We start from the raw sequence: 18216 nt of genomic DNA, 5'->3' as shown, positions 1-18216 counted from the left end.
TAATTAGTCGAAAAAAGCAGAAATGCCCTGTAAATCAGAAATCTCTGTGGGAAACGTTAACCGAAACGTCTTGTTTCATTGCGATGCTATCGTCACGCCATCAATCATTTTTGCTCTGCCACCGAACGGTTTAAGCTATTTGGCATCTGTTTAAAGTCCGTTGCGTTTGGCCGAAGGCATGTCCGAACCTCCATTTCTGATCCAGCACGTGCCAGGAACGGCGCGGGATTGTTCACGACAGGTTGTACTTATGCACCGCAGGAATTTGCTCAAAGCGTCCATGGCCATCGCTGCCTACACTGGTTTGTCCGCCACTGGCTTGCTCGCTGCCCGCGCCTGGGCCGGGAATGAAACGGCGGATGGCAAGGCTCAGGCCTTCGACTTCGAAACCCTGAAAATCCAGGCCAAGCAACTTGCCGGCAACCGCTATCAGGACACCAAGCAGGTGCTGCCGCCGACGCTGGCGACCATGACCCCGCAAAATTTCAACGCGATCCGCTACGACGCCAATCATTCCTTGTGGAAGGATTTGAAAGGTCAGCTGGACGTGCATTTTTTCCACGTCGGCATGGGTTTCAAGCAGCCGGTGCGCATGTACAGCGTCGACCCCAAGACGCGTCAATCGCGCGAGGTGCATTTCCGCCCTTCGCTGTTCAACTATGAAAAAACCACCGTCGATACCAAGCAGCTCACGGGTGACCTGGGTTTTTCCGGTTTCAAGCTGTTCAAAGCGCCTGAGCTGGACCGGCATGACGTGTTGTCGTTCCTCGGCGCCAGTTATTTCCGCGCGGTAGATGCTACGGGCCAGTACGGTCTGTCGGCCCGTGGTCTGGCGGTCGATACCTACGCGAAGAAACGTGAGGAATTCCCGGACTTCACCAAGTTCTGGTTCGAGACCCCGGACAAGGACAGCACCCGTTTCGTGGTGTACGCCCTGCTGGACTCGCCGAGCGCGACCGGTGCCTACCGGTTCGACATCGATTGCCAGGCCGAACGCGTGGTGATGGAGGTTGACGCTCACATCAATGCACGCACCGCCATCGAACAACTGGGCATCGCACCGATGACCAGCATGTTCAGCTGCGGCACCCACGAGCGGCGCATGTGCGACACCATTCACCCGCAGATCCATGATTCGGATCGCCTGGCGATGTGGCGTGGCAATGGCGAGTGGATCTGCCGTCCACTGAACAATCCGGCCACCCTGCAATTCAACGCCTTCGCCGACACCGACCCGAAAGGTTTCGGTCTGGTGCAGACCGATCACGAGTTCGCCAATTATCAGGACACCGTCGACTGGTACAGCAAACGCCCAAGCCTGTGGGTAGAACCTACAACCGCGTGGGGCGAAGGCTCTATCGATCTGCTGGAAATTCCTACAACCGGCGAAACCCTCGATAACATCGTCGCGTTCTGGACCCCGAAAAAACCGGTCGCCGCCGGCGATTCCCTGAATTACGGCTACAAGCTGTACTGGAGCGCGCTGCCGCCGGTCGGTACGCCACTGGCGCGGGTCGCCGCGACCCGTTCGGGCATGGGCGGCTTCACTGAGGGCTGGGCACCGGGCGAACATTATCCGGAGGTCTGGGCACGCCGGTTTGCGGTGGACTTCACTGGCGGCGGTCTGGACCGCTTGCCTGAAGGCACAGGCATTGAGCCGGTAGTGACGTGCTCCAACGGTGAGGTCAAAGACTTCAACGTGCTGGTGCTGGATGACATCAAGGGCTACCGGATTACGTTTGACTGGTTCCCGACCAATGACAGTGTGGCCCCGGTGGAGCTGCGGTTGTTCATTCGCACCAATGACCGGACGCTGAGCGAGACCTGGTTGTATCAGTACTTCCCGCCGGCGCCGGAGAAGCGTAAGTACACCTGAAGCAAGAGGGTTGTCTGGGCAGGTCTTTTCGCGAGCCTGCTCGCGAAGACTGCAGCACAGTCAATGAATACCCCCCAGACAAACAAAAGCCCCGATCAACCTGATCGGGGCTTTTTGCTTTTACCGCATCACTCAGTCACGCAAATCCGACTCATGAATCGGCTGATCCCTGTGCGTCGCCCGTTGATACTGCGCCGGCCAAATGGCCTTGCGCCCTCCCAGGTCGTCATCGGCATGCAACGGCCAGTACGGGTCGCGCAGGAGCTCACGGGCGAGGAAGATGATGTCGGCCTGACAGGTGCGCAGAATGTGCTCGGCCTGCGCCGGTTCGGTGATCATTCCTACCGTGCCGGTCGCAATGCCTGACTCTTTGCGCACACGTTCGGCGAAGCGGGTTTGATAACCGGGACCTGTAGGAATTTCCGCGTTGGCCGCCGTGCCGCCCGAGGAGACGTCAATCAGGTCCACGCCCAGGTCTTTGAGGCGTCGCGCCAGTTCAACGGTTTCATCAGGATTCCAGCCGTCTTCCACCCAATCGGTGGCCGACACGCGCACGAACACCGGCAACTCCTCTGGCCACACCGCACGCACTGCTTCGGTGACTTGCAGCACCAGCCGAATACGATTCTCGAACGAACCGCCATATTGATCGCGCCGCTGATTGCTCAAGGGCGATAGAAACTGGTGCAGCAGGTAACCGTGGGCGGCGTGGACTTCGACGACTTTGAAACCGGCGGTCAGCGCGCGCTTCGCTGAGTCAACGAACGCCTGAATGACCTCGGCGATCTGGCCCTCATCGAGCTGCTTCGGTGGTGTGTGCTGCGGGTCGAACGCAATCGGCGAAGGGCCAACGGGTGTCCAGCCGCCGTCTTCAGGTTTGACACTACCGTGCTTGCCAATCCAAGGCCGATGGGTGCTGGCCTTGCGCCCGGCGTGGGCCAACTGAATGCCGGCGACGGCGCCTTGGGCGGCGATGAAGCGAGTGATGCGTTGCAGCGGCTCGATCTGTTCGTCATTCCACAAGCCGAGGTCTTCGGCGGTGATGCGTCCATCGGCGGTGACGGCCGTGGCTTCGGTAAAAATCAGACCGGCGCCGCCGACAGCACGGCTGCCGAGGTGTACCAGATGCCAGTCATTGGCCAGGCCATCGACACTTGAATACTGGCACATTGGTGATACGGCAATGCGGTTCAGCAAGGTCAGTTGGCGAAGGGTATAGGGTTCAAGCAGCAGACTCATGGGGCACCTCTCGTCTCAGTGGGCAGGCTCCAGGGTTCTGTTTGAAAAGTCGACGAGTGACAGGAAAAAGGTGCAGCACCCGCCCCCGCGGGCAAAAAATTGACAAGACGTCACAAGGATTATCAAGCAGTGCTTAGAGCCTAGTCGACAATGGGGGATGAGGGAGGGTTCCGAGAGATTCGGCGACCGAGAAATCGCTATCGCCAGCAAACAGGCCCCTGCAGGGTGTGCGCAAATCCCCCAGGAGCCGGCTTGCTGGCGATGGGGTCAACGCGGTTCGATGTGGGCAATCATCAGCTGAACCGTCTCATTCCCGCGAAACTCGTTAAGGTCGAGTTTGTAGGCCAGTTCCACCCATTTGATCGTCGGGTTCGGCCAGATATCGCGGTCGATTCCAAAAGCGATGCCGTCCAGCTTCACCGAGCCGCATTCGCTTTTCAGCACCACTTTGAGGTGCCGTTCGCCGACAACCCGTTGTTCGACCAACTGAAACACCCCATGGAACAATGGCTCCGGGAAGTGCTGTCCCCACGGCCCGGCATGCCGCAGCGCACGCGCCAGTTCGAGATGAAATTCCTCGACGGCCAAAGTCCCGTCCGACAGCAAACGCCCGGTCAGGTCTTCTTCGCGCAATTGCCTACGCACTTCGGCGTCAAAGGCTTCGGCAAACAGCGGAAAATTCGCCTCCGGCAAGGTCAACCCTGCCGCCATGGCATGGCCGCCGTACTTGCTGATCAGGTTTGGGTGCTGCGCCGCCACCACGCTCAAGGCGTCGCGAATGTGGAAGCCCTGAACCGAACGCCCCGAGCCCTTGAGCATGCCATCGCCTGCGTCGGCAAAGGCAATCGTCGGACGGAAATAGCGCTCTTTCATACGAGAAGCGAGGATTCCGATGACGCCCTGGTGCCACTCGGGGTCAAAAAGGCATAAGCCGAACGGCATCGATTCAACCGGCAAGTCCTTGAGCTGGGCCAGCGCCTCGCGCTGCATGCCTTGCTCGATGGATTTGCGGTCCTGGTTCATGCCGTCGAGCTGTACGGCCATTTCCCGGGCGAGAGCGGCATCTTCGGTGAGCAGGCATTCGATGCCCAGACTCATGTCATCCAGCCGCCCTGCCGCGTTCAGGCGCGGGCCGACGATGAACCCGAGATCGGTCGAGGTAATACGCGTGTGGTCGCGCTTGGCGACTTCGAGGATGGCTTTGATACCCGGTCGTGCACGCCCGGCGCGAATTCGCTCCAGGCCTTGGTGGACGAGAATCCGGTTGTTGGCATCCAGCGGCACCACGTCGGCGACGCTGCCCAACGCTACCAGATCCAGCAACTCACCGATGTTCGGCTGCGGTTTGCTCTCGTACCAGCCAAGGCTGCGCAGACGCGCGCGCAGGGCCATCAACACATAGAAAATCACCCCGACACCCGCCAAGGCCTTGCTCGGAAACCCGCAACCCGGCTGGTTGGGATTGACGATCGCATCGGCCAGCGGCAGTTCGTCGCCGGGCAAGTGGTGATCGGTGACCAGCACCTGGAGGCCAGCCTTTTTCGCCGCCGCCACACCCTCGACGCTGGAGATGCCATTGTCCACGGTGATCAGCAGCTGCGGTGTGCGGGTCAGCGCCACTTCAACGATTTCCGGCGTCAGGCCGTAGCCGTACTCGAAACGGTTCGGCACCAGGTAGTCGACATGCGCCGCGCCCAGCAGGCGCAAGCCCAACATGCCGACCGTACTGGCCGTCGCGCCGTCAGCGTCGAAGTCGCCGACGATCAGAATCCGCTGCCGCTGCTCCAGCGCCGTCACCAGCAAATCCACCGCGGCATCGATGCCTTTGAGCTGCTGGAACGGAATCAGCCGCGCCAGGCTCTTGTCCAGTTCAGCCTCGGACAGCACGCCCCGCGCCGCATACAGGCGGGTCAGCAGCGGCGGCAGATCACCGAGGAATGGCAGGGTATCGGGCAACAGGCGAGGTTCGATGCGCATGGGGTGACAGGTGCTTCTCTTGAATACGTAGGATAAAACCGGATGACGCGGTGAACACTCAGCCGCGTTCGCCGCTCAGCCACTGCAACTGGACTTCGTGCTGACCACGGTCGTCGGTGACGAAAATCGTCCCTTCGCTGATCATCACATCCCACTTGATAACGCGCGGCATGTCTTTGGCCAGGGTTTCCAGGACTTCCTGGGGAACCGCGGCGATGTGTACGTTTTTCAGGTTCTTGATCGCCGGGATGACTTTGGTTTCCCAGACACGCAGGCTGCCGTAGGCCAGCAGGCTGGTGCGCTCGGTGCGGCGCGAGCACCACGTCAGGCGATCGGCGTCTGGCTGGCCGACTTCGATCCAGTGCAGGACGCGATCATCCAGGCTCTTTTCCCACAGGGCGGGTTCATCCACGTCTGACAGACCACGGCCAAACGACAGCTGCTCGTTGTACCAGAAGGCGTAGGCCAGCAGCCGCACGGTCATGCGCTCTTCGGTTTCCGACGGGTGACGGGCGATGGTCTGCTTCACCGTCTCGTAAACGCTGCGGTCGAGGTCGGTGAGGTTCAGTTCAAACTTGTAGGTCGTGGACGGCTGGGCCATGAACGGGCTTCTTGATACGTGGAAAGGCGGCAAGTCTAACCGATGCGACAGGCTTCGCGGCCATCAACCTTGAGCGACTGACAGCGGGCTGTGCTAAAACGCTCTATCAGCCAAGCCTTTGTCCTACAGGATCCAGTATGCCGTTCACCGCCAAACCACTCTCAGGTCTGAAAGTCATCGAATTGGGCACTTTGATCGCCGGGCCGTTTGCCTCGCGCATCTGCGGCGAATTCGGTGCCGAAGTGATCAAGATCGAGTCCCCCGACGGCGGCGATCCGTTGCGTAAATGGCGAAAAATGTATGAAGGCACGTCGCTCTGGTGGTTCGTTCAGGCGCGTAACAAGAAGTCCCTGACCCTGAACCTGAAACACCCGGACGGGCTGGCGATCCTGAAAAAGCTGCTCGGTGAAGCCGACATCCTGATCGAGAATTTTCGCCCCGGCGTGCTGGAAAAGCTCGGTCTGGGCTGGGATGTCTTGCACGCACTGAACCCGAAACTGGTCATGGTGCGCCTTTCAGGTTTCGGCCAGACCGGGCCGATGAAGGATCAGCCGGGGTTTGGCGCCGTCGGTGAATCCATGGGCGGCCTGCGCTACATCACCGGTTTCGAGGATCGCCCACCCGTTCGCACCGGGATTTCCATCGGCGATTCGATTGCCGCGCTCTGGGGCGTGATCGGCGCGTTGATGGCCTTGCGTCATCGCGAGGTCAACGGCGGTCTGGGTCAAGTGGTGGATGTGGCGCTGTACGAAGCGATCTTCGCCATGATGGAAAGCATGGTCCCGGAGTTCGACGTGTTCGGCTTCATCCGTGAACGCACCGGCAACATCATGCCCGGCATCACCCCCTCCTCGATTCACACCAGCGCTGATGGCAAACATGTGCAGATCGGCGCCAATGGCGATGCGATTTTCAAGCGATTCATGTTGATCATTGGCCGCGAAGACCTGGCCAATGACCCGGCCCTGGCCAGTAACGACGGACGTGACAGCCGGCGCGACGAGATTTATGGGGTGATTGATCGGTGGGTCAACGCATTGCCGCTGGACACCGTCATCGAGCGGTTGAATCAGGCCGATGTCCCCGCCAGCCGGATCTTCAGCGCCGAAGACATGTTCAGTGATCCGCAGTACCTGGCGCGGGAAATGTTCCTGAAAGCGAAGCTGCCGGACGGCAAAGATTTCAAGATGCCGGGAATCGTGCCGAAACTCTCAGAGACACCCGGCAGTTCGGAATGGGTCGGGCCGCAGTTGGGCGAACACAATGCGCAGGTACTCACCGATCTTGGCTATGACAAGGAACAGATCGCAAAGCTGCGTGAAGACGGGGCCATCTAGGCTCAAGCGCCTGCTTTCGCGGCATATCACAGACAGCCTGTCGCACAGCAGGAGGGTGATGTGCGCGTTCGCGACAACAGTTCTGCTCGTCGGTTCGACCTCGTCGGCGATGGCGCAGCCCAAGGAAACCATAATCTGGCTGTTGCGGGATCTGCCACCGCTGACGATTTTCGAAGGACCGAAAAAGAGCCAGGGCGTCATCGATCAACTGTTGCCGCTGTTGATCGCGGGGATGCCGCAATACGAACACACCTTGATGCGGGTCAACCGTGCTCGCGCCTTGCAAATGCTCTACGAGCCGTCCCTTACCTGCGATGCGGCGCTGAACCGAAGCAAGGAACGCGAACGCTGGATCGCGTTTTCCACTCCAGTGTTTCGAGCCATGGGTAACGGCGTGGCCGTGCGACGCGTTGACCGCGAAACGCTCGCGCCCTTCATCCAGGACGGTGAACTGGACCTGGCAGCCTTCCTGGCGAATGGTGGCGAGAAGCTGGGCATTATCGCCGAGCGTAACTACGGCGATTACCTCGACACACTGCTCAAGCAAGCACCGGCTGACTCTCTTACCTCGCACTACGGCAATGACGCCTTGGGCAGTCTGTTGCAGATGCAGCGCCTGGGGCGCTTGCGGTTGCTGCTGGGATACCGTCCGGAAATCCGCTACCAGGCCCAACAGCAAGGGATCGCCGAGGATGAATTGCAGTTCTACCCGATTCGCGGCGCCGAGAAATTCTTGTCTGGATACATCGGCTGCACCGACACGCCAAAAGGCCGGCAAGCGATTATCGAGATCAATCAACTGCTGCGCAAAATGCCCCATGAACGCTTGAGCGAGGCTTACGCTGCGTGGCTCGACCCGGAAAGTCGCGGTGCCTACCTGGAGGAATCCAGGAAGTATTTCGAGCAACAGGCCCAGCAATGACAAATCGCGAGCAAAAAGAAACCCCGAGAAGTGGGGAGACGACTCGGGGTTAAACGTGGTCTACAAAAAGACCAGTAGCAACAGGACGGCAAGCACCGGAGCACAATGCTTGATCCTGCTGTTACATCCTCTGACTGACCTTGGGCCCGTAAGGTTCCCTTAAAACATAATTCACTTACGGCCGGCCCAGGACCTTGTCCTGTGCCGCATTGCGCAACGCCGCGATAACGCAGGGTTCCAGGCGTCCTTCGGCAATCATCAGGTCGCGATGCAAACCGTCGACCACATCCGTGAGCAGACGTTTGTCGCTCAACTGAGCCTGATTGAATTCCCGTTCGACCACGATGGCGCCGGTCGAGCTCTTCAGTGTCACCAGGTATTCGCCGTGGGTGCCTGATGGGGTCAACGTTACCTGATACGGGCTCAGCGCCTCACCGAGCAATAGACTGATACTTTCCATCTCGATCACCACTCAATAGTCCGAAAACGAAGTGCCTGGGGCAGGTCTACAGTAAATGACCACCGGCCCGAGAAGAAAGTTCTGGATTCCAGATGCAGACGCGTCGGCGTCTCTGGTTGATGGAGCATGCATGGGGGAGATGACAGGTTTGTGTATGTGGGCAGTGAGGATTGGGATTGGGTGTATTTCCGTTTCTTCGGTAACGGCGGCTATGGGTTCCGCCGTTACCGAAGCAATGGATATGTAAAAGGCCTGGTTAAAGCGGCTTTCCACGATTGCCATGCTGACTGACAAACGCCTGAACAGCCTTCAAGTCATTCGGCAACACGGTGCACCGCTCATCCCGCTCAAACAGATCAGCGAGGTGAACAGGCAACTCCAGCGCTTTACCGACGCCAGCCTTCTCCACCGCATCCGGGAATTTGACCGGGTGAGCAGTGCCAAGAATCACCATCGGGATATCCAGGCTGCGACGGCATTCACGCGCAGCCTTCACGCCGATAGCCGTGTGCGGATCCAGCAATTCACCCGTCTGCTCGTAAACCTCGGCGATGGTTTCGCACGTTTGCGCATCATCCACAGCCAGCGAATCGAACAGTTTGCGCGCTTCGGTCCAACGCTCTTGTTCAACGCTGAAACCACCGCCTTGTTTGAACGAATCCATCAACCCGGCGATCGCCGCGCCGTTACGACCGTGCAGGTCGAACAGCAAACGCTCGAAGTTCGACGACACCATGATGTCCATCGACGGCGACAGTGTGGCGTGCAGGGTTTCCTTGACGTACTGGTTGCCGCTCATGAAGCGGTGCAGGATGTCGTTGCGGTTGGTGGCGACGATCAACTGGTTGATCGGCAGGCCCATGTTGCGCGCCAGGTAACCGGCGAAGATGTCGCCGAAGTTGCCGGTCGGCACCGAGAACGACACCGAGCGCGCCGGGCCACCCAGCTGCAGGGCTGCGTGGAAGTAGTAAACGATCTGGGCCATGATCCGCGCCCAGTTGATCGAGTTCACCGCCACCAGGCGGGTGCCTTTGAGGAAGCTCTGGTCGGCGAAGCTCGCCTTGACCATTTCCTGGCAGTCATCGAAGTTGCCTTCGATGGCGATGTTGTGGATGTTCTCGCCGAAGATCGTGGTCATCTGGCGACGCTGCACTTCGGACACGCGGTTGTGCGGGTGCAGGATGAAGATGTCGACGTTTTCGCAGTGCTTGCAGCCTTCGATGGCGGCCGAACCGGTGTCGCCGGACGTCGCGCCAACGATCACCACGCGCTCACCGCGTTTTTCCAGCACGTAGTCGAGCAAACGACCGAGCAGCTGCAGAGCGAAGTCCTTGAACGCCAGGGTCGGGCCGTGGAACAGCTCCAGCACCCATTCGTTGCCGTTCAACTGACGCAGCGGTGCGACGGCGCTGTGCGAGAACACGCCGTAGGTTTCTTCGAGAATCTTTTTGAAATCGGCATCAGGAATGCTGCCGGTGACAAACGGGCGCATTACCCGGAAGGCCAGCTCGTGATACGGCAGGCCGGCCCAGGAAGCGATTTCTTCCTGGGTGAAACGTGGCAGGTTTTCCGGGACGTACAGACCGCCGTCGGTGGCGAGACCGGCCAGCAGGACGTCTTCGAAATTCAGGGCCGGTGCCTGGCCGCGGGTACTGATATAACGCATGACTGGCTCCAATAGACAGTGTTCGCAAACCCGGGCCCGCACGCAGGCCCGGTGAACGATAACGGCTTAGTTCAGGTGCTCGACGCGGATCCGTACAACCGGACCGACTACACCTGTCAGGGCTTCGAGGGCGGCGATCGCGTCGTTCATGTGCTGTTCCAGCACACGGTGAGTCAGCAGGATCATCGGCACCAGACCGTCATGCTCTTCGACTTCTTTCTGCATGATCGATTCGATGTTGATGCCGCGCTCCGACAGGATGCTCGCGACCTGAGCCAGCACGCCCGGATGGTCCTTGGCCTGAATGCGCAGGTAGTAAGCGCTTTCGCAGGCTTCGATCGGCAGGATCGGATGCGCCGACAGCGAATCCGGCTGGAACGCCAGATGCGGCACGCGGTTTTCCGGGTCGGAGGTCATGGCGCGAACCACGTCCACCAGGTCGGCGATCACCGACGATGCGGTCGGCTCCATGCCGGCGCCGGCGCCGTAGAACAGGGTCGAACCGGCAGCGTCACCGTTGACCATTACCGCGTTCATCACGCCGTTGACGTTGGCGATCAGGCGATCGGCCGGGATCAGCGTCGGGTGCACGCGCAGTTCGATACCGGCCGCGGTGCTGCGCGCCACGCCCAGGTGCTTGATGCGGTAGCCCAGCGCTTCGGCGTAATTCACGTCAGCCGTGGTCAGCTTGGTGATACCTTCGGTGTAAGCCTTGTCGAATTGCAGCGGGATGCCGAACGCGATGGAGGCCAGGATCGTCAGCTTGTGGGCCGCGTCGATGCCTTCAACGTCGAAGGTCGGATCGGCTTCGGCGTACCCCAGGGCTTGCGCCTCGGCGAGTACGTCTTCGAAGGGGCGACCCTTCTCGCGCATCTCGGTGAGGATGAAGTTGCCGGTGCCGTTGATGATACCGGCGACCCAGTTGATACGGTTGGCGGACAGGCCTTCACGGATCGCCTTGATCACCGGAATGCCGCCGGCTACAGCCGCTTCGAATGCCACGATCACGCCTTTCTCGCGAGCCTTGGCGAAAATCTCATTACCGTGAACGGCAATCAGTGCCTTGTTCGCGGTGACCACATGCTTGCCATTCTCGATGGCCTTGAGTACCAGCTCGCGGGCAACGGTATAGCCGCCCATCAGCTCTATAACGATGTCGATCTCTGGGTTCGTGGCCACTTCGAAGACATCGTTGGTAATCGCAATACCGGTCGTTTGGAACTGAGGCTTTGGCGTGCGCATGGCAATTTGTGCCACTTCGATTCCACGCCCGGCACGACGAGCAATTTCCTCGGCGTTGCGCTGAAGTACGTTGAAGGTACCGCCACCGACGGTCCCTAACCCACAGATGCCTACTTTGACCGGTTTCACTGTGAACTCCCCATGAAACGGCCGACTCAAGGCCGGCCGTGAAAACAGCCGCATGCTCGCGGCTCTCTATTGATGACCCGGCAAATGTTGCCGCCGGACCATGATCGTCAAAGGCTGGCCGTGACGATGCGAATTTACTTCGCGCCCAGCGCCAGTTTGGCGACTTGTGGCGCAGGCTGGTAGCCCGGAATGACCTGACCGTCGGCCAAAACGATGGCCGGTGTACCGTTCACGCCGATCGACTGACCGAGGGCGAACTGCTTGGAAACCGGGTTATCGCACTTGGCGGCCTTGATTTCCTTGCCGTCGACCATTTTGTCCATGGCGGCTTTCTTGTCTTTCGAGCACCAGACCGCTTGCAGCTGTTCGTCACCCGGCGAGCCCAGGCCCTGGCGCGGGAACGCGACGTAACGCACCTCGATGCCGCGCTTGTTCAGCTCAGGTACTTCGGCATGCAGTTTGTGGCAGTACGGGCAGGTGGTGTCGGTGAAGACGGTGATGTGCGATTTGGTTTCGCCGATGGCCGGGTAGACCACGGTTTCCGCGACCGGAATCGCGTTGACCAGTTTGGAAACGCCCAGGCGTTCGGTTTTTTCGGTCAGGTTGACCGGTTTACCGTCCTTGAGCTGAAACATGTAGCCCTGGACGACATACTGGCCATCGGCGCTGGCATAGAGCACGCGGCTGCCTTGCAGTTTGACTTCATACAGTCCGGGCAGAGGACTGGCGGAAATGCTTTCTACCGGCACTTCGAGCTGGAGGGTTTCCAGGCTTTTACGAATGGCTTTGTCGGCCGCGTCATCGGCGACGGCAAAGGTGCTGACCAACGCAATGGCTGCGGCGGCGAAAATCTGGGTCAGACGCATGAGAACTCCTGAAGGCGGACAAATGGGACGATCAGAACGCCCGTGCCGAAACACCGGGTCATAACCGCCCATCGTGCAAACCGGCAAAGCCTACCACATAAGGCCCGTGGGGCCGAATGCGGGTGACGCAGGACATCTCACGGTGCAATTTGGCAATACTCGCTTGCTCCCGTCGACCGATCCGCGCCCGGGCACAGCAGTCGCTGAACGGACACCCCATGCTTCTGAATGACCGATAGATATGGTTTGGGGCCGCTGCGCGACCCAGCGGGAGCAAACTCCCTCGCCACAGAGGCCACCGCTCATCCATTGGGAAACCACTATCCGCGCGGGTGGTGTTTGGCATGCAGATCCTGCAAACGCGCACGGGCGACGTGGGTGTAGATCTGAGTGGTCGACAAATCGCTATGGCCGAGGAGCATTTGCACCACCCGCAAATCGGCGCCGTGGTTGAGCAGGTGCGTGGCGAAGGCATGGCGCAGGGTGTGCGGCGACAGTGATTTGCCGATTCCGGCGACCTTGGCTTGGTGCTTGATACGGTGCCAGAAGGTCTGGCGCGTCATCTGCTCGCCGCGCTGGCTGGGAAACAGTACGTCGCTGGGACGTCCACCGAGCAGTTCGCCACGGGCGTCGCGCATATAACGCTCGACCCAGACAATCGCCTCCTCGCCCATCGGCACCAGCCGCTCCTTGCTGCCCTTGCCCATCACTCGCAACACGCCCTGGCGCAGGTTGACCTGCTCCAGCGTCAGGCTGATCAGCTCCGTCACCCGCAGGCCGCAGGCGTAAAGCACTTCCAGCATGGCGCGGTCTCGCTGGCCGATCGCTTCGCTCAAGTCCGGAGCCTTCAACAGCGCTTCCACGTCTGCTTCCGACAGAGATTTTGGCAACGGCCTACCAAGTTGAGGCATATCGACGCGCAAGGTCGGATCAACCGCGATCAACTTTTCCCGCAGCAGGTAGCGATAAAAACCACGCACGCCCGAGAGAAATCTCGCGGTGGAGCGGGGTTTGTAGTTCTGCTCCAGACGCCAGGCCAAGTGATCGAGGATCAATTCGCGGCCGGCGTTGATCAACTCCAGCCCCTTCTCCTGCAACCAGCCGTTGAACAGGGCCAGGTCACTGCGATAGGCATCCCGGGTGTTATCGGAGAGACCTTTCTCCAGCCACAGCGCGTCGAGAAACTGGTCTATCAAAGGATGATCGATGGCGGGCATAAAGACTCAGGCAAGACCGACAGTACGGCCATGGAAGATAAATCGCAGGCAACAAAAAAGCAGCCCGTAGGCTGCTTTTTTCTGCATCGGAAGCTGGACTTAAGCCAGTTTTTCCTTGATGCGAGCTGCTTTACCGGACAGGTCACGCAGGTAGTACAGCTTGGCTTTACGTACGTCACCGCGACGTTTAACGGCCATGCTGTCGATTTGCGGGCTGTAGGTCTGGAAAGTACGCTCTACGCCAACACCGTTGGAGATTTTACGAACGGTGAAAGCACTGTTTACGCCGCGGTTACGCTTGGCGATAACAACACCTTCGAACGCTTGCAGACGCGAACGGTCGCCTTCCTTCACTTTCACCTGAACGACAATGGTGTCGCCCGGGGCAAAGGTAGGGATTTCTTTGGTCATCTGCTCTGCTTCGAGTGCAAGGATGATTTTGTTAGTCATGCTGTGCTCCTAAGGTAAATCGTCGGATCTACCATCGATACGTTGTTAACTATCGTCCCGCTCGCGGATGTATTCCTCGAGCAGCTTCTTCTCTTCTCCAGAAAGCGAGCGGCTTTCCAGAAGATCGGCGCGTCGTTCAAAGGTCCTACCAAGGGACTGCTGTAAACGCCAACGCCGGATGTGCGCGTGATTGCCACTTAGCAATACGTCGGGAACACGCTGATCCGCATACACCTCCGGTCGGGTGTAGTGCGGGCAATCCAGCAAACCATCCGTAAAGGAATCTTCCTCGGCGGAGTCCGCATGCCCTAAAGCTCCAGGCAGCAGTCGTGTAACCGCATCGATCAGGACCATCGCCGGCAGCTCGCCGCCAGACAGTACATAGTCGCCAATCGACCACTCTTCATCGACATGAGCATCAATAAAACGCTCGTCAATGCCTTCATAGCGGCCGGCAATCAGGATCAATGCATCCAGATTCGCCAACTCGCGTACCGCCGACTGAGTCAGTTGACGGCCTTGGGGGGACAGGTAAATCACCTTCGCCGCCTCCCCGGCTGCTGCCTTGGCCTGAACCAGAGCATCTTCCAGGGGCTTGATCTTCATCACCATGCCCGGACCACCGCCAAATGGGCGATCATCCACAGTGTGATGTCGATCCGTCGTGTAGTCTCGCGGATTCCAACAGGTGAGCTGCAAGAGCCCCTGTTTCACCGCCCGACTGGTGATGCCGTACTCGCTGATGGCGGAGAACATCTCGGGAAACAAACTGATCACTTCTACGCGCAAATTAGCCACGTTTAGAAGTCCGCGTCCCAATCCACCTTCATCTCGCCTGCTGCCAGGTCGATGGCCAACACGCATTGCTCCGTATAGGGCAACAGGCGTTCGCGATCATCCAGGCTGCCAGCGCAAGGCTTGACCACCATGACATCGTTCGAGCCGGTCTCCAGCAGGTGATCGATCTTCCCGAACAGTTGCCCGAGGGTGTCGATGACCTTGAGACCTTCCAGCTGGTACCAGTAGTACTCGCCGTCGGTCAGTTCAGGGAACAGGTTGCGCGGCACGCAGATCTCATAACCGGCCAGAAGACGAGCTTCTTCACGATCATCGAGGTCCTTGAGCTTTGCGACCAGGAACTTGTCATTCCCGCGTCCGCTGACCAGCTCGACCTGCTTTACATTGCCGTCACGCTTGAGCGTCCAGGTTTTGTAGTCCAGCAGGTTCTTGATTGGATCAGTAAAGGAATACACCTTCACTTCGCCGCGAACGCCATGAACAGAATAAATTTTGCCGATAACGATCAAATCATCAGCAACAGCTGGCGTCGCGTTCATATTGCTCAGGCCGCAGCCTTAGCAGATTCCTTCAACAACTGAGCAACGCGCTCAGAAGGTTGTGCACCAACGCTCAGCCAGTAGGCTACGCGCTCTTGGTTCACGGACAGACGAACTTCTTGACCACGAGCAACAGGGTTGAAGAAACCAACCTGTTCCTTGTGCGAACCGTCGCGCGGGTTGCGGCTGTCGGTTACGGTCAAGTGGTAAAACGGGCGCTTTTTGGAGCCGCCAAGGGCAAGACGGATTGTTAGCATGTGAACATCGTTCCTGTAGTCGGTGCTGCAAATCTAAAGGCACAGCGGGCATAGGTGCCCGAAAGGCCGCATATTCTAAGGAATATCCGGACTTTTGCAAATGACTTTTTCCGGCGGTCTATCGGCCGCCATCCAGATTTGCTATAGAGCCGTCGTTGAAAACGGCCAGTCAGCTCCCGCCAAGTGCGGGTTTGCTGGAGATCCCGCATCCCTGCGGGTCTGCGCCGACATGACTGCCGGCGCGGATTCTTTACATTTTCGGCATGCCGCCGCCGGGCAACATACCGCCCATGCCGCGCATCATTTTGGCCATTCCGCCTTTTGCGGAGAACTTCTTCATCATCTTCTGCATCTGCTTGTGCTGCTTGATCAAGCGACCGATGTCCTGCACCTGGGTGCCGGAACCCATGGCGATCCGGCGCTTGCGCGAACCGCTGATCAGCTCAGGGTCGCGGCGCTCGGCCGGGGTCATGGAATTGATGATGGCTTCCATTTGCTTGAATTGTTTCTCTGCCGCACCTTGGGCATTGCCCATCTGCGCCAGGTTCACGCCACCGATATTCGGCAGTTTGTCCATGAGGCCACCGAGGCCGCCCATGTTCTTCATCTGTTGCAACTGATCACGGAAGTCTTCGAGGTCGAAGCCCTTGCCCTTCTTCAGCTTCTTGGCCAGTTTGTCGGCCTTGTCCTTGTCGAGAGTCGCTTCGGCCTGTTCGATCAGGCTGAGCACGTCGCCCATGCCGAGGATGCGCGACGCGATACGCTCAGGGTGGAACGGTTCGAGCGCTTCGCTCTTCTCGCCCATACCGATGAACTTGATCGGCTTGCCGGTGATGGCGCGAACCGACAGCGCGGCACCGCCACGGGCGTCGCCGTCGACCTTGGTCAGGATCACACCGGTCAGCGGCAGTGCATCGCCGAAGGCCTTGGCCGTGTTGGCGGCGTCCTGGCCGGTCATGGCGTCGACCACGAACAGCGTTTCGACCGGGTTGATCGCGGCGTGCAGCGCCTTGATCTCGCCCATCATTTCTTCGTCGATGTGCAGGCGACCGGCGGTATCGACGATGACCACATCAATGAACTTGAGCTTTGCTTCTTTAATGGCCGCTTGCGCGATCTCGACCGGCTTCTGGCTCAGGTCGGACGGGAAGAAGGTAACACCCACTTCACCGGCGAGCATTTCCAGCTGCTTGATTGCCGCAGGACGGTAAACGTCCGCGGACACGACCATGACCGACTTCTTCTTGCGCTCTTTAAGGAAGCGCGCAAGTTTGCCGGCGGTGGTGGTCTTACCCGCACCCTGCAAACCGGCCATCAACACGACGGCGGGCGGAACGGCGCTCAGGTTCAGGTCTTCGTTGGCCGCGCCCATCAGGCTTTCGAGTTCGGCCTGGACGATCTTCACGAAGGCCTGGCCCGGCGTCAGGCTGCGCGACACCTCGGTGCCGACGGCGCGTTCCTTGACCGAATTGACGAAGTCCTTCACCACCGGCAAGGCGACGTCGGCTTCGAGCAACGCCATACGCACTTCGCGCAGGGTGTCTTTGATGTTGTCCTCGGTCAGCTTGGCCTTGCCGGTGACATGGCGCAGCGTCTGCGAGAGACGGTCGGTTAAGTTTTCAAACATTGCGCGATCCTTTCAGGCCCTGTGTAGACCGGGATAATGGCGGCCCAGACCGGAATCAACATGTGCTCGGCGAGCCTGCGGCGTGGGCAGGTCGCGGATTATAGCGAAGACTGCGACTGGCGGACACCTCGCACTTTCGTGACGCGTCGGTTCTATGCCAAACTCAGCGCCTTTCGGGCTTGCCTAACAGGATTTATGCTCCCCTTGTCACCCAGTTTACTGACCACTCTCGCCGCCGCCTGCTTATATGCCGCTGCGACCCTCTATCAAGGCACTCGCTTGGCCACCGGCGCCAAGGCGAACAAGCGCCTGCTGGTGACGCTCGGCGTGTTGGCCGTGCTGGCTCACAGCGCCAGCCTGTTCAACCATCTGCTGACGCCCATAGGCCTTGGCCTGGACTTCTTCAGTGCCGCCAGCCTGATCGCCGCCGCGGTCATCGCCCTGACCCTGCTGGCCTGCTCGCGGATCCCGGTGGAAAACCTGCTGACACTGCTGTTCCCGCTGGGCGCCGCGACCGTGCTGCTGGCGCAGTTTGCCCCGGCCGGTACGGTGCAGATCATCGACGAAGAGCCGGGCATCCTCGCGCACATCCTGTTGTCGATCCTGGCTTACGGCATGTTCACCATCGCGGTGTTCCAGGCCTTGCTATTGCTGGTTCAGGACCATCAACTCAAGCACAAGCATCCGTCCGGACTGATCAAGAACTTCCCGCCGCTGCAAACCATGGAAAGCCTGCTGTTCGGTTTCCTCTGGGCCGGCTGGACGCTGTTGTCGATGTCACTGATCTCTGGCTGGCTGTTTGTCGACAACCTGTTCGCCCAGCATCTGGTGCACAAAACCCTGCTGGCGTGCCTGGCCTGGATTGTCTTCAGCGTGCTGCTCTGGGGTCGAAACCGCCTCGGCTGGCGCGGACACAAGGCCATTCGCTGGACCCTCGCCGGTTTCTGCCTGCTGATGCTGGCGTATTTCGGCAGCAAGCTGGTCCGTGAATACATCCTGCACATCTGACGGGC

Annotated in this window: 17 protein-coding genes; 4 read left to right on the top strand and 13 right to left on the bottom strand. The window is 59.4% G+C overall.

What is annotated here, in order from left to right:
- The first annotated feature begins 250 nt into the window (after positions 1–250).
- Positions 251–1876, top strand: coding sequence for a glucan biosynthesis protein D (locus ACM6IQ_RS18195; RefSeq protein ID WP_414879474.1), 1626 nt, complete (start codon positions 251–253; stop codon positions 1874–1876).
- A gap of 132 nt (positions 1877–2008) precedes the next feature.
- Here the strand turns inward: ACM6IQ_RS18195 and ACM6IQ_RS18190 are convergent, their stop codons facing one another.
- From ACM6IQ_RS18190 to ACM6IQ_RS18180, 3 genes are all read right to left on the bottom strand, one after another.
- Positions 2009–3115, bottom strand: a complete 1107-nt coding sequence (locus ACM6IQ_RS18190) for an NADH:flavin oxidoreductase/NADH oxidase (RefSeq protein ID WP_150638931.1) — start codon at positions 3113–3115, stop codon at positions 2009–2011.
- 267 nt (positions 3116–3382) lie between these two features.
- Positions 3383–5092: a single-stranded-DNA-specific exonuclease RecJ gene (gene recJ / locus ACM6IQ_RS18185; protein ID WP_150630870.1), complete on the bottom strand. Its 1710-nt coding sequence runs from the start codon at positions 5090–5092 to the stop codon at positions 3383–3385.
- Positions 5093–5150: 58 nt separating this feature from the next.
- Positions 5151–5693 carry a YaeQ family protein gene (locus ACM6IQ_RS18180; RefSeq protein WP_007944886.1) on the bottom strand — a complete coding sequence of 181 codons (543 nt, stop codon included), beginning with the start codon at positions 5691–5693 and terminating at the stop codon, positions 5151–5153.
- 137 nt (positions 5694–5830) lie between these two features.
- Between ACM6IQ_RS18180 and ACM6IQ_RS18175 the strand changes: the two genes are divergently transcribed.
- On the top strand, positions 5831–7030 hold the full coding sequence (locus tag ACM6IQ_RS18175) for a CaiB/BaiF CoA transferase family protein (RefSeq protein ID WP_017340260.1): 1200 nt from the start codon (positions 5831–5833) through the stop codon (positions 7028–7030).
- A gap of 58 nt (positions 7031–7088) precedes the next feature.
- The gene (locus ACM6IQ_RS18170; protein ID WP_017340261.1) at positions 7089–7952 is read left to right on the top strand and encodes a TIGR02285 family protein; all 864 of its coding nucleotides are present in this window, start codon (positions 7089–7091) and stop codon (positions 7950–7952) included.
- 175 nt (positions 7953–8127) lie between these two features.
- On the opposite strand, the gene ACM6IQ_RS18165 is transcribed toward ACM6IQ_RS18170, so the two are convergent.
- From ACM6IQ_RS18165 to ffh, 10 genes are all read right to left on the bottom strand, one after another.
- Positions 8128–8412: a DUF3509 domain-containing protein gene (locus tag ACM6IQ_RS18165; RefSeq protein ID WP_414879473.1), complete on the bottom strand. Its 285-nt coding sequence runs from the start codon at positions 8410–8412 to the stop codon at positions 8128–8130.
- 256 nt (positions 8413–8668) lie between these two features.
- A complete protein-coding gene (thrC, locus tag ACM6IQ_RS18160) occupies positions 8669–10078 on the bottom strand; it encodes a threonine synthase (RefSeq protein ID WP_414879472.1) in 1410 nt (469 codons plus the stop codon).
- A 66-nt stretch (positions 10079–10144) separates the two neighbouring features.
- Positions 10145–11449 (bottom strand): homoserine dehydrogenase, encoded by a 1305-nt coding sequence (locus ACM6IQ_RS18155; protein WP_414879471.1) that lies wholly within the window; start codon positions 11447–11449, stop codon positions 10145–10147.
- 134 nt (positions 11450–11583) lie between these two features.
- Positions 11584–12315, bottom strand: a complete 732-nt coding sequence (dsbC, locus tag ACM6IQ_RS18150; RefSeq protein ID WP_017340265.1) for a bifunctional protein-disulfide isomerase/oxidoreductase DsbC — start codon at positions 12313–12315, stop codon at positions 11584–11586.
- A gap of 320 nt (positions 12316–12635) precedes the next feature.
- The gene (gene xerD / locus ACM6IQ_RS18145) at positions 12636–13532 is read right to left on the bottom strand and encodes a site-specific tyrosine recombinase XerD (RefSeq protein ID WP_008025604.1); all 897 of its coding nucleotides are present in this window, start codon (positions 13530–13532) and stop codon (positions 12636–12638) included.
- A 99-nt stretch (positions 13533–13631) separates the two neighbouring features.
- Entirely contained in the window at positions 13632–13982 is a 351-nt protein-coding gene (rplS, locus tag ACM6IQ_RS18140) for a 50S ribosomal protein L19 (protein ID WP_003175895.1), read from the bottom strand.
- Positions 13983–14027: 45 nt separating this feature from the next.
- A complete protein-coding gene (gene trmD / locus ACM6IQ_RS18135; RefSeq protein WP_007897583.1) occupies positions 14028–14780 on the bottom strand; it encodes a tRNA (guanosine(37)-N1)-methyltransferase TrmD in 753 nt (250 codons plus the stop codon).
- 2 nt (positions 14781–14782) lie between these two features.
- Entirely contained in the window at positions 14783–15319 is a 537-nt protein-coding gene (gene rimM / locus ACM6IQ_RS18130; RefSeq protein ID WP_017340266.1) for a ribosome maturation factor RimM, read from the bottom strand.
- A gap of 5 nt (positions 15320–15324) precedes the next feature.
- On the bottom strand, positions 15325–15576 hold the full coding sequence (gene rpsP, locus ACM6IQ_RS18125; RefSeq protein WP_003198088.1) for a 30S ribosomal protein S16: 252 nt from the start codon (positions 15574–15576) through the stop codon (positions 15325–15327).
- A gap of 250 nt (positions 15577–15826) precedes the next feature.
- Complete coding sequence (ffh, locus tag ACM6IQ_RS18120) at positions 15827–17203, bottom strand: signal recognition particle protein (RefSeq protein WP_017340267.1); 1377 nt, start codon at positions 17201–17203, stop codon at positions 15827–15829.
- 195 nt (positions 17204–17398) lie between these two features.
- Between ffh and ACM6IQ_RS18115 the strand changes: the two genes are divergently transcribed.
- Positions 17399–18211, top strand: a complete 813-nt coding sequence (locus ACM6IQ_RS18115; protein ID WP_017340268.1) for an inner membrane protein YpjD — start codon at positions 17399–17401, stop codon at positions 18209–18211.
- Positions 18212–18216: the final 5 nt, after the last annotated feature.

The sequence above is a fragment of the Pseudomonas sp. IT-P100 genome (assembly GCF_949767185.1).
GTDB lineage: Bacteria > Pseudomonadota > Gammaproteobacteria > Pseudomonadales > Pseudomonadaceae > Aquipseudomonas > Aquipseudomonas fluorescens_B.
Note: the sequence above shows the minus strand (reverse complement) of the source record. Positions and strands in the feature narration are given on the sequence as shown.

Excerpts from the sequence above, each read along its gene's own strand:
- ACM6IQ_RS18195 (WP_414879474.1), top strand. The coding sequence starts at position 251 with ATGCACCGCAGGAATTTGCTCAAAGCGTCCATGGCCATCGCTGCCTAC.
- ACM6IQ_RS18190 (WP_150638931.1), bottom strand. The coding sequence starts at position 3,115 with ATGAGTCTGCTGCTTGAACCCTATACCCTTCGCCAACTGACCTTGCTG.
- recJ (WP_150630870.1), bottom strand. The coding sequence starts at position 5,092 with ATGCGCATCGAACCTCGCCTGTTGCCCGATACCCTGCCATTCCTCGGT.
- ACM6IQ_RS18180 (WP_007944886.1), bottom strand. The coding sequence starts at position 5,693 with ATGGCCCAGCCGTCCACGACCTACAAGTTTGAACTGAACCTCACCGAC.
- ACM6IQ_RS18175 (WP_017340260.1), top strand. The coding sequence starts at position 5,831 with ATGCCGTTCACCGCCAAACCACTCTCAGGTCTGAAAGTCATCGAATTG.
- ACM6IQ_RS18170 (WP_017340261.1), top strand. The coding sequence starts at position 7,089 with ATGTGCGCGTTCGCGACAACAGTTCTGCTCGTCGGTTCGACCTCGTCG.
- ACM6IQ_RS18165 (WP_414879473.1), bottom strand. The coding sequence starts at position 8,412 with ATGGAAAGTATCAGTCTATTGCTCGGTGAGGCGCTGAGCCCGTATCAG.
- thrC (WP_414879472.1), bottom strand. The coding sequence starts at position 10,078 with ATGCGTTATATCAGTACCCGCGGCCAGGCACCGGCCCTGAATTTCGAA.
- dsbC (WP_017340265.1), bottom strand. The coding sequence starts at position 12,315 with ATGCGTCTGACCCAGATTTTCGCCGCCGCAGCCATTGCGTTGGTCAGC.
- xerD (WP_008025604.1), bottom strand. The coding sequence starts at position 13,532 with ATGCCCGCCATCGATCATCCTTTGATAGACCAGTTTCTCGACGCGCTG.
- rplS (WP_003175895.1), bottom strand. The coding sequence starts at position 13,982 with ATGACTAACAAAATCATCCTTGCACTCGAAGCAGAGCAGATGACCAAA.
- rimM (WP_017340266.1), bottom strand. The coding sequence starts at position 15,319 with ATGAACGCGACGCCAGCTGTTGCTGATGATTTGATCGTTATCGGCAAA.
- rpsP (WP_003198088.1), bottom strand. The coding sequence starts at position 15,576 with ATGCTAACAATCCGTCTTGCCCTTGGCGGCTCCAAAAAGCGCCCGTTT.
- ffh (WP_017340267.1), bottom strand. The coding sequence starts at position 17,203 with ATGTTTGAAAACTTAACCGACCGTCTCTCGCAGACGCTGCGCCATGTC.
- ACM6IQ_RS18115 (WP_017340268.1), top strand. The coding sequence starts at position 17,399 with ATGCTCCCCTTGTCACCCAGTTTACTGACCACTCTCGCCGCCGCCTGC.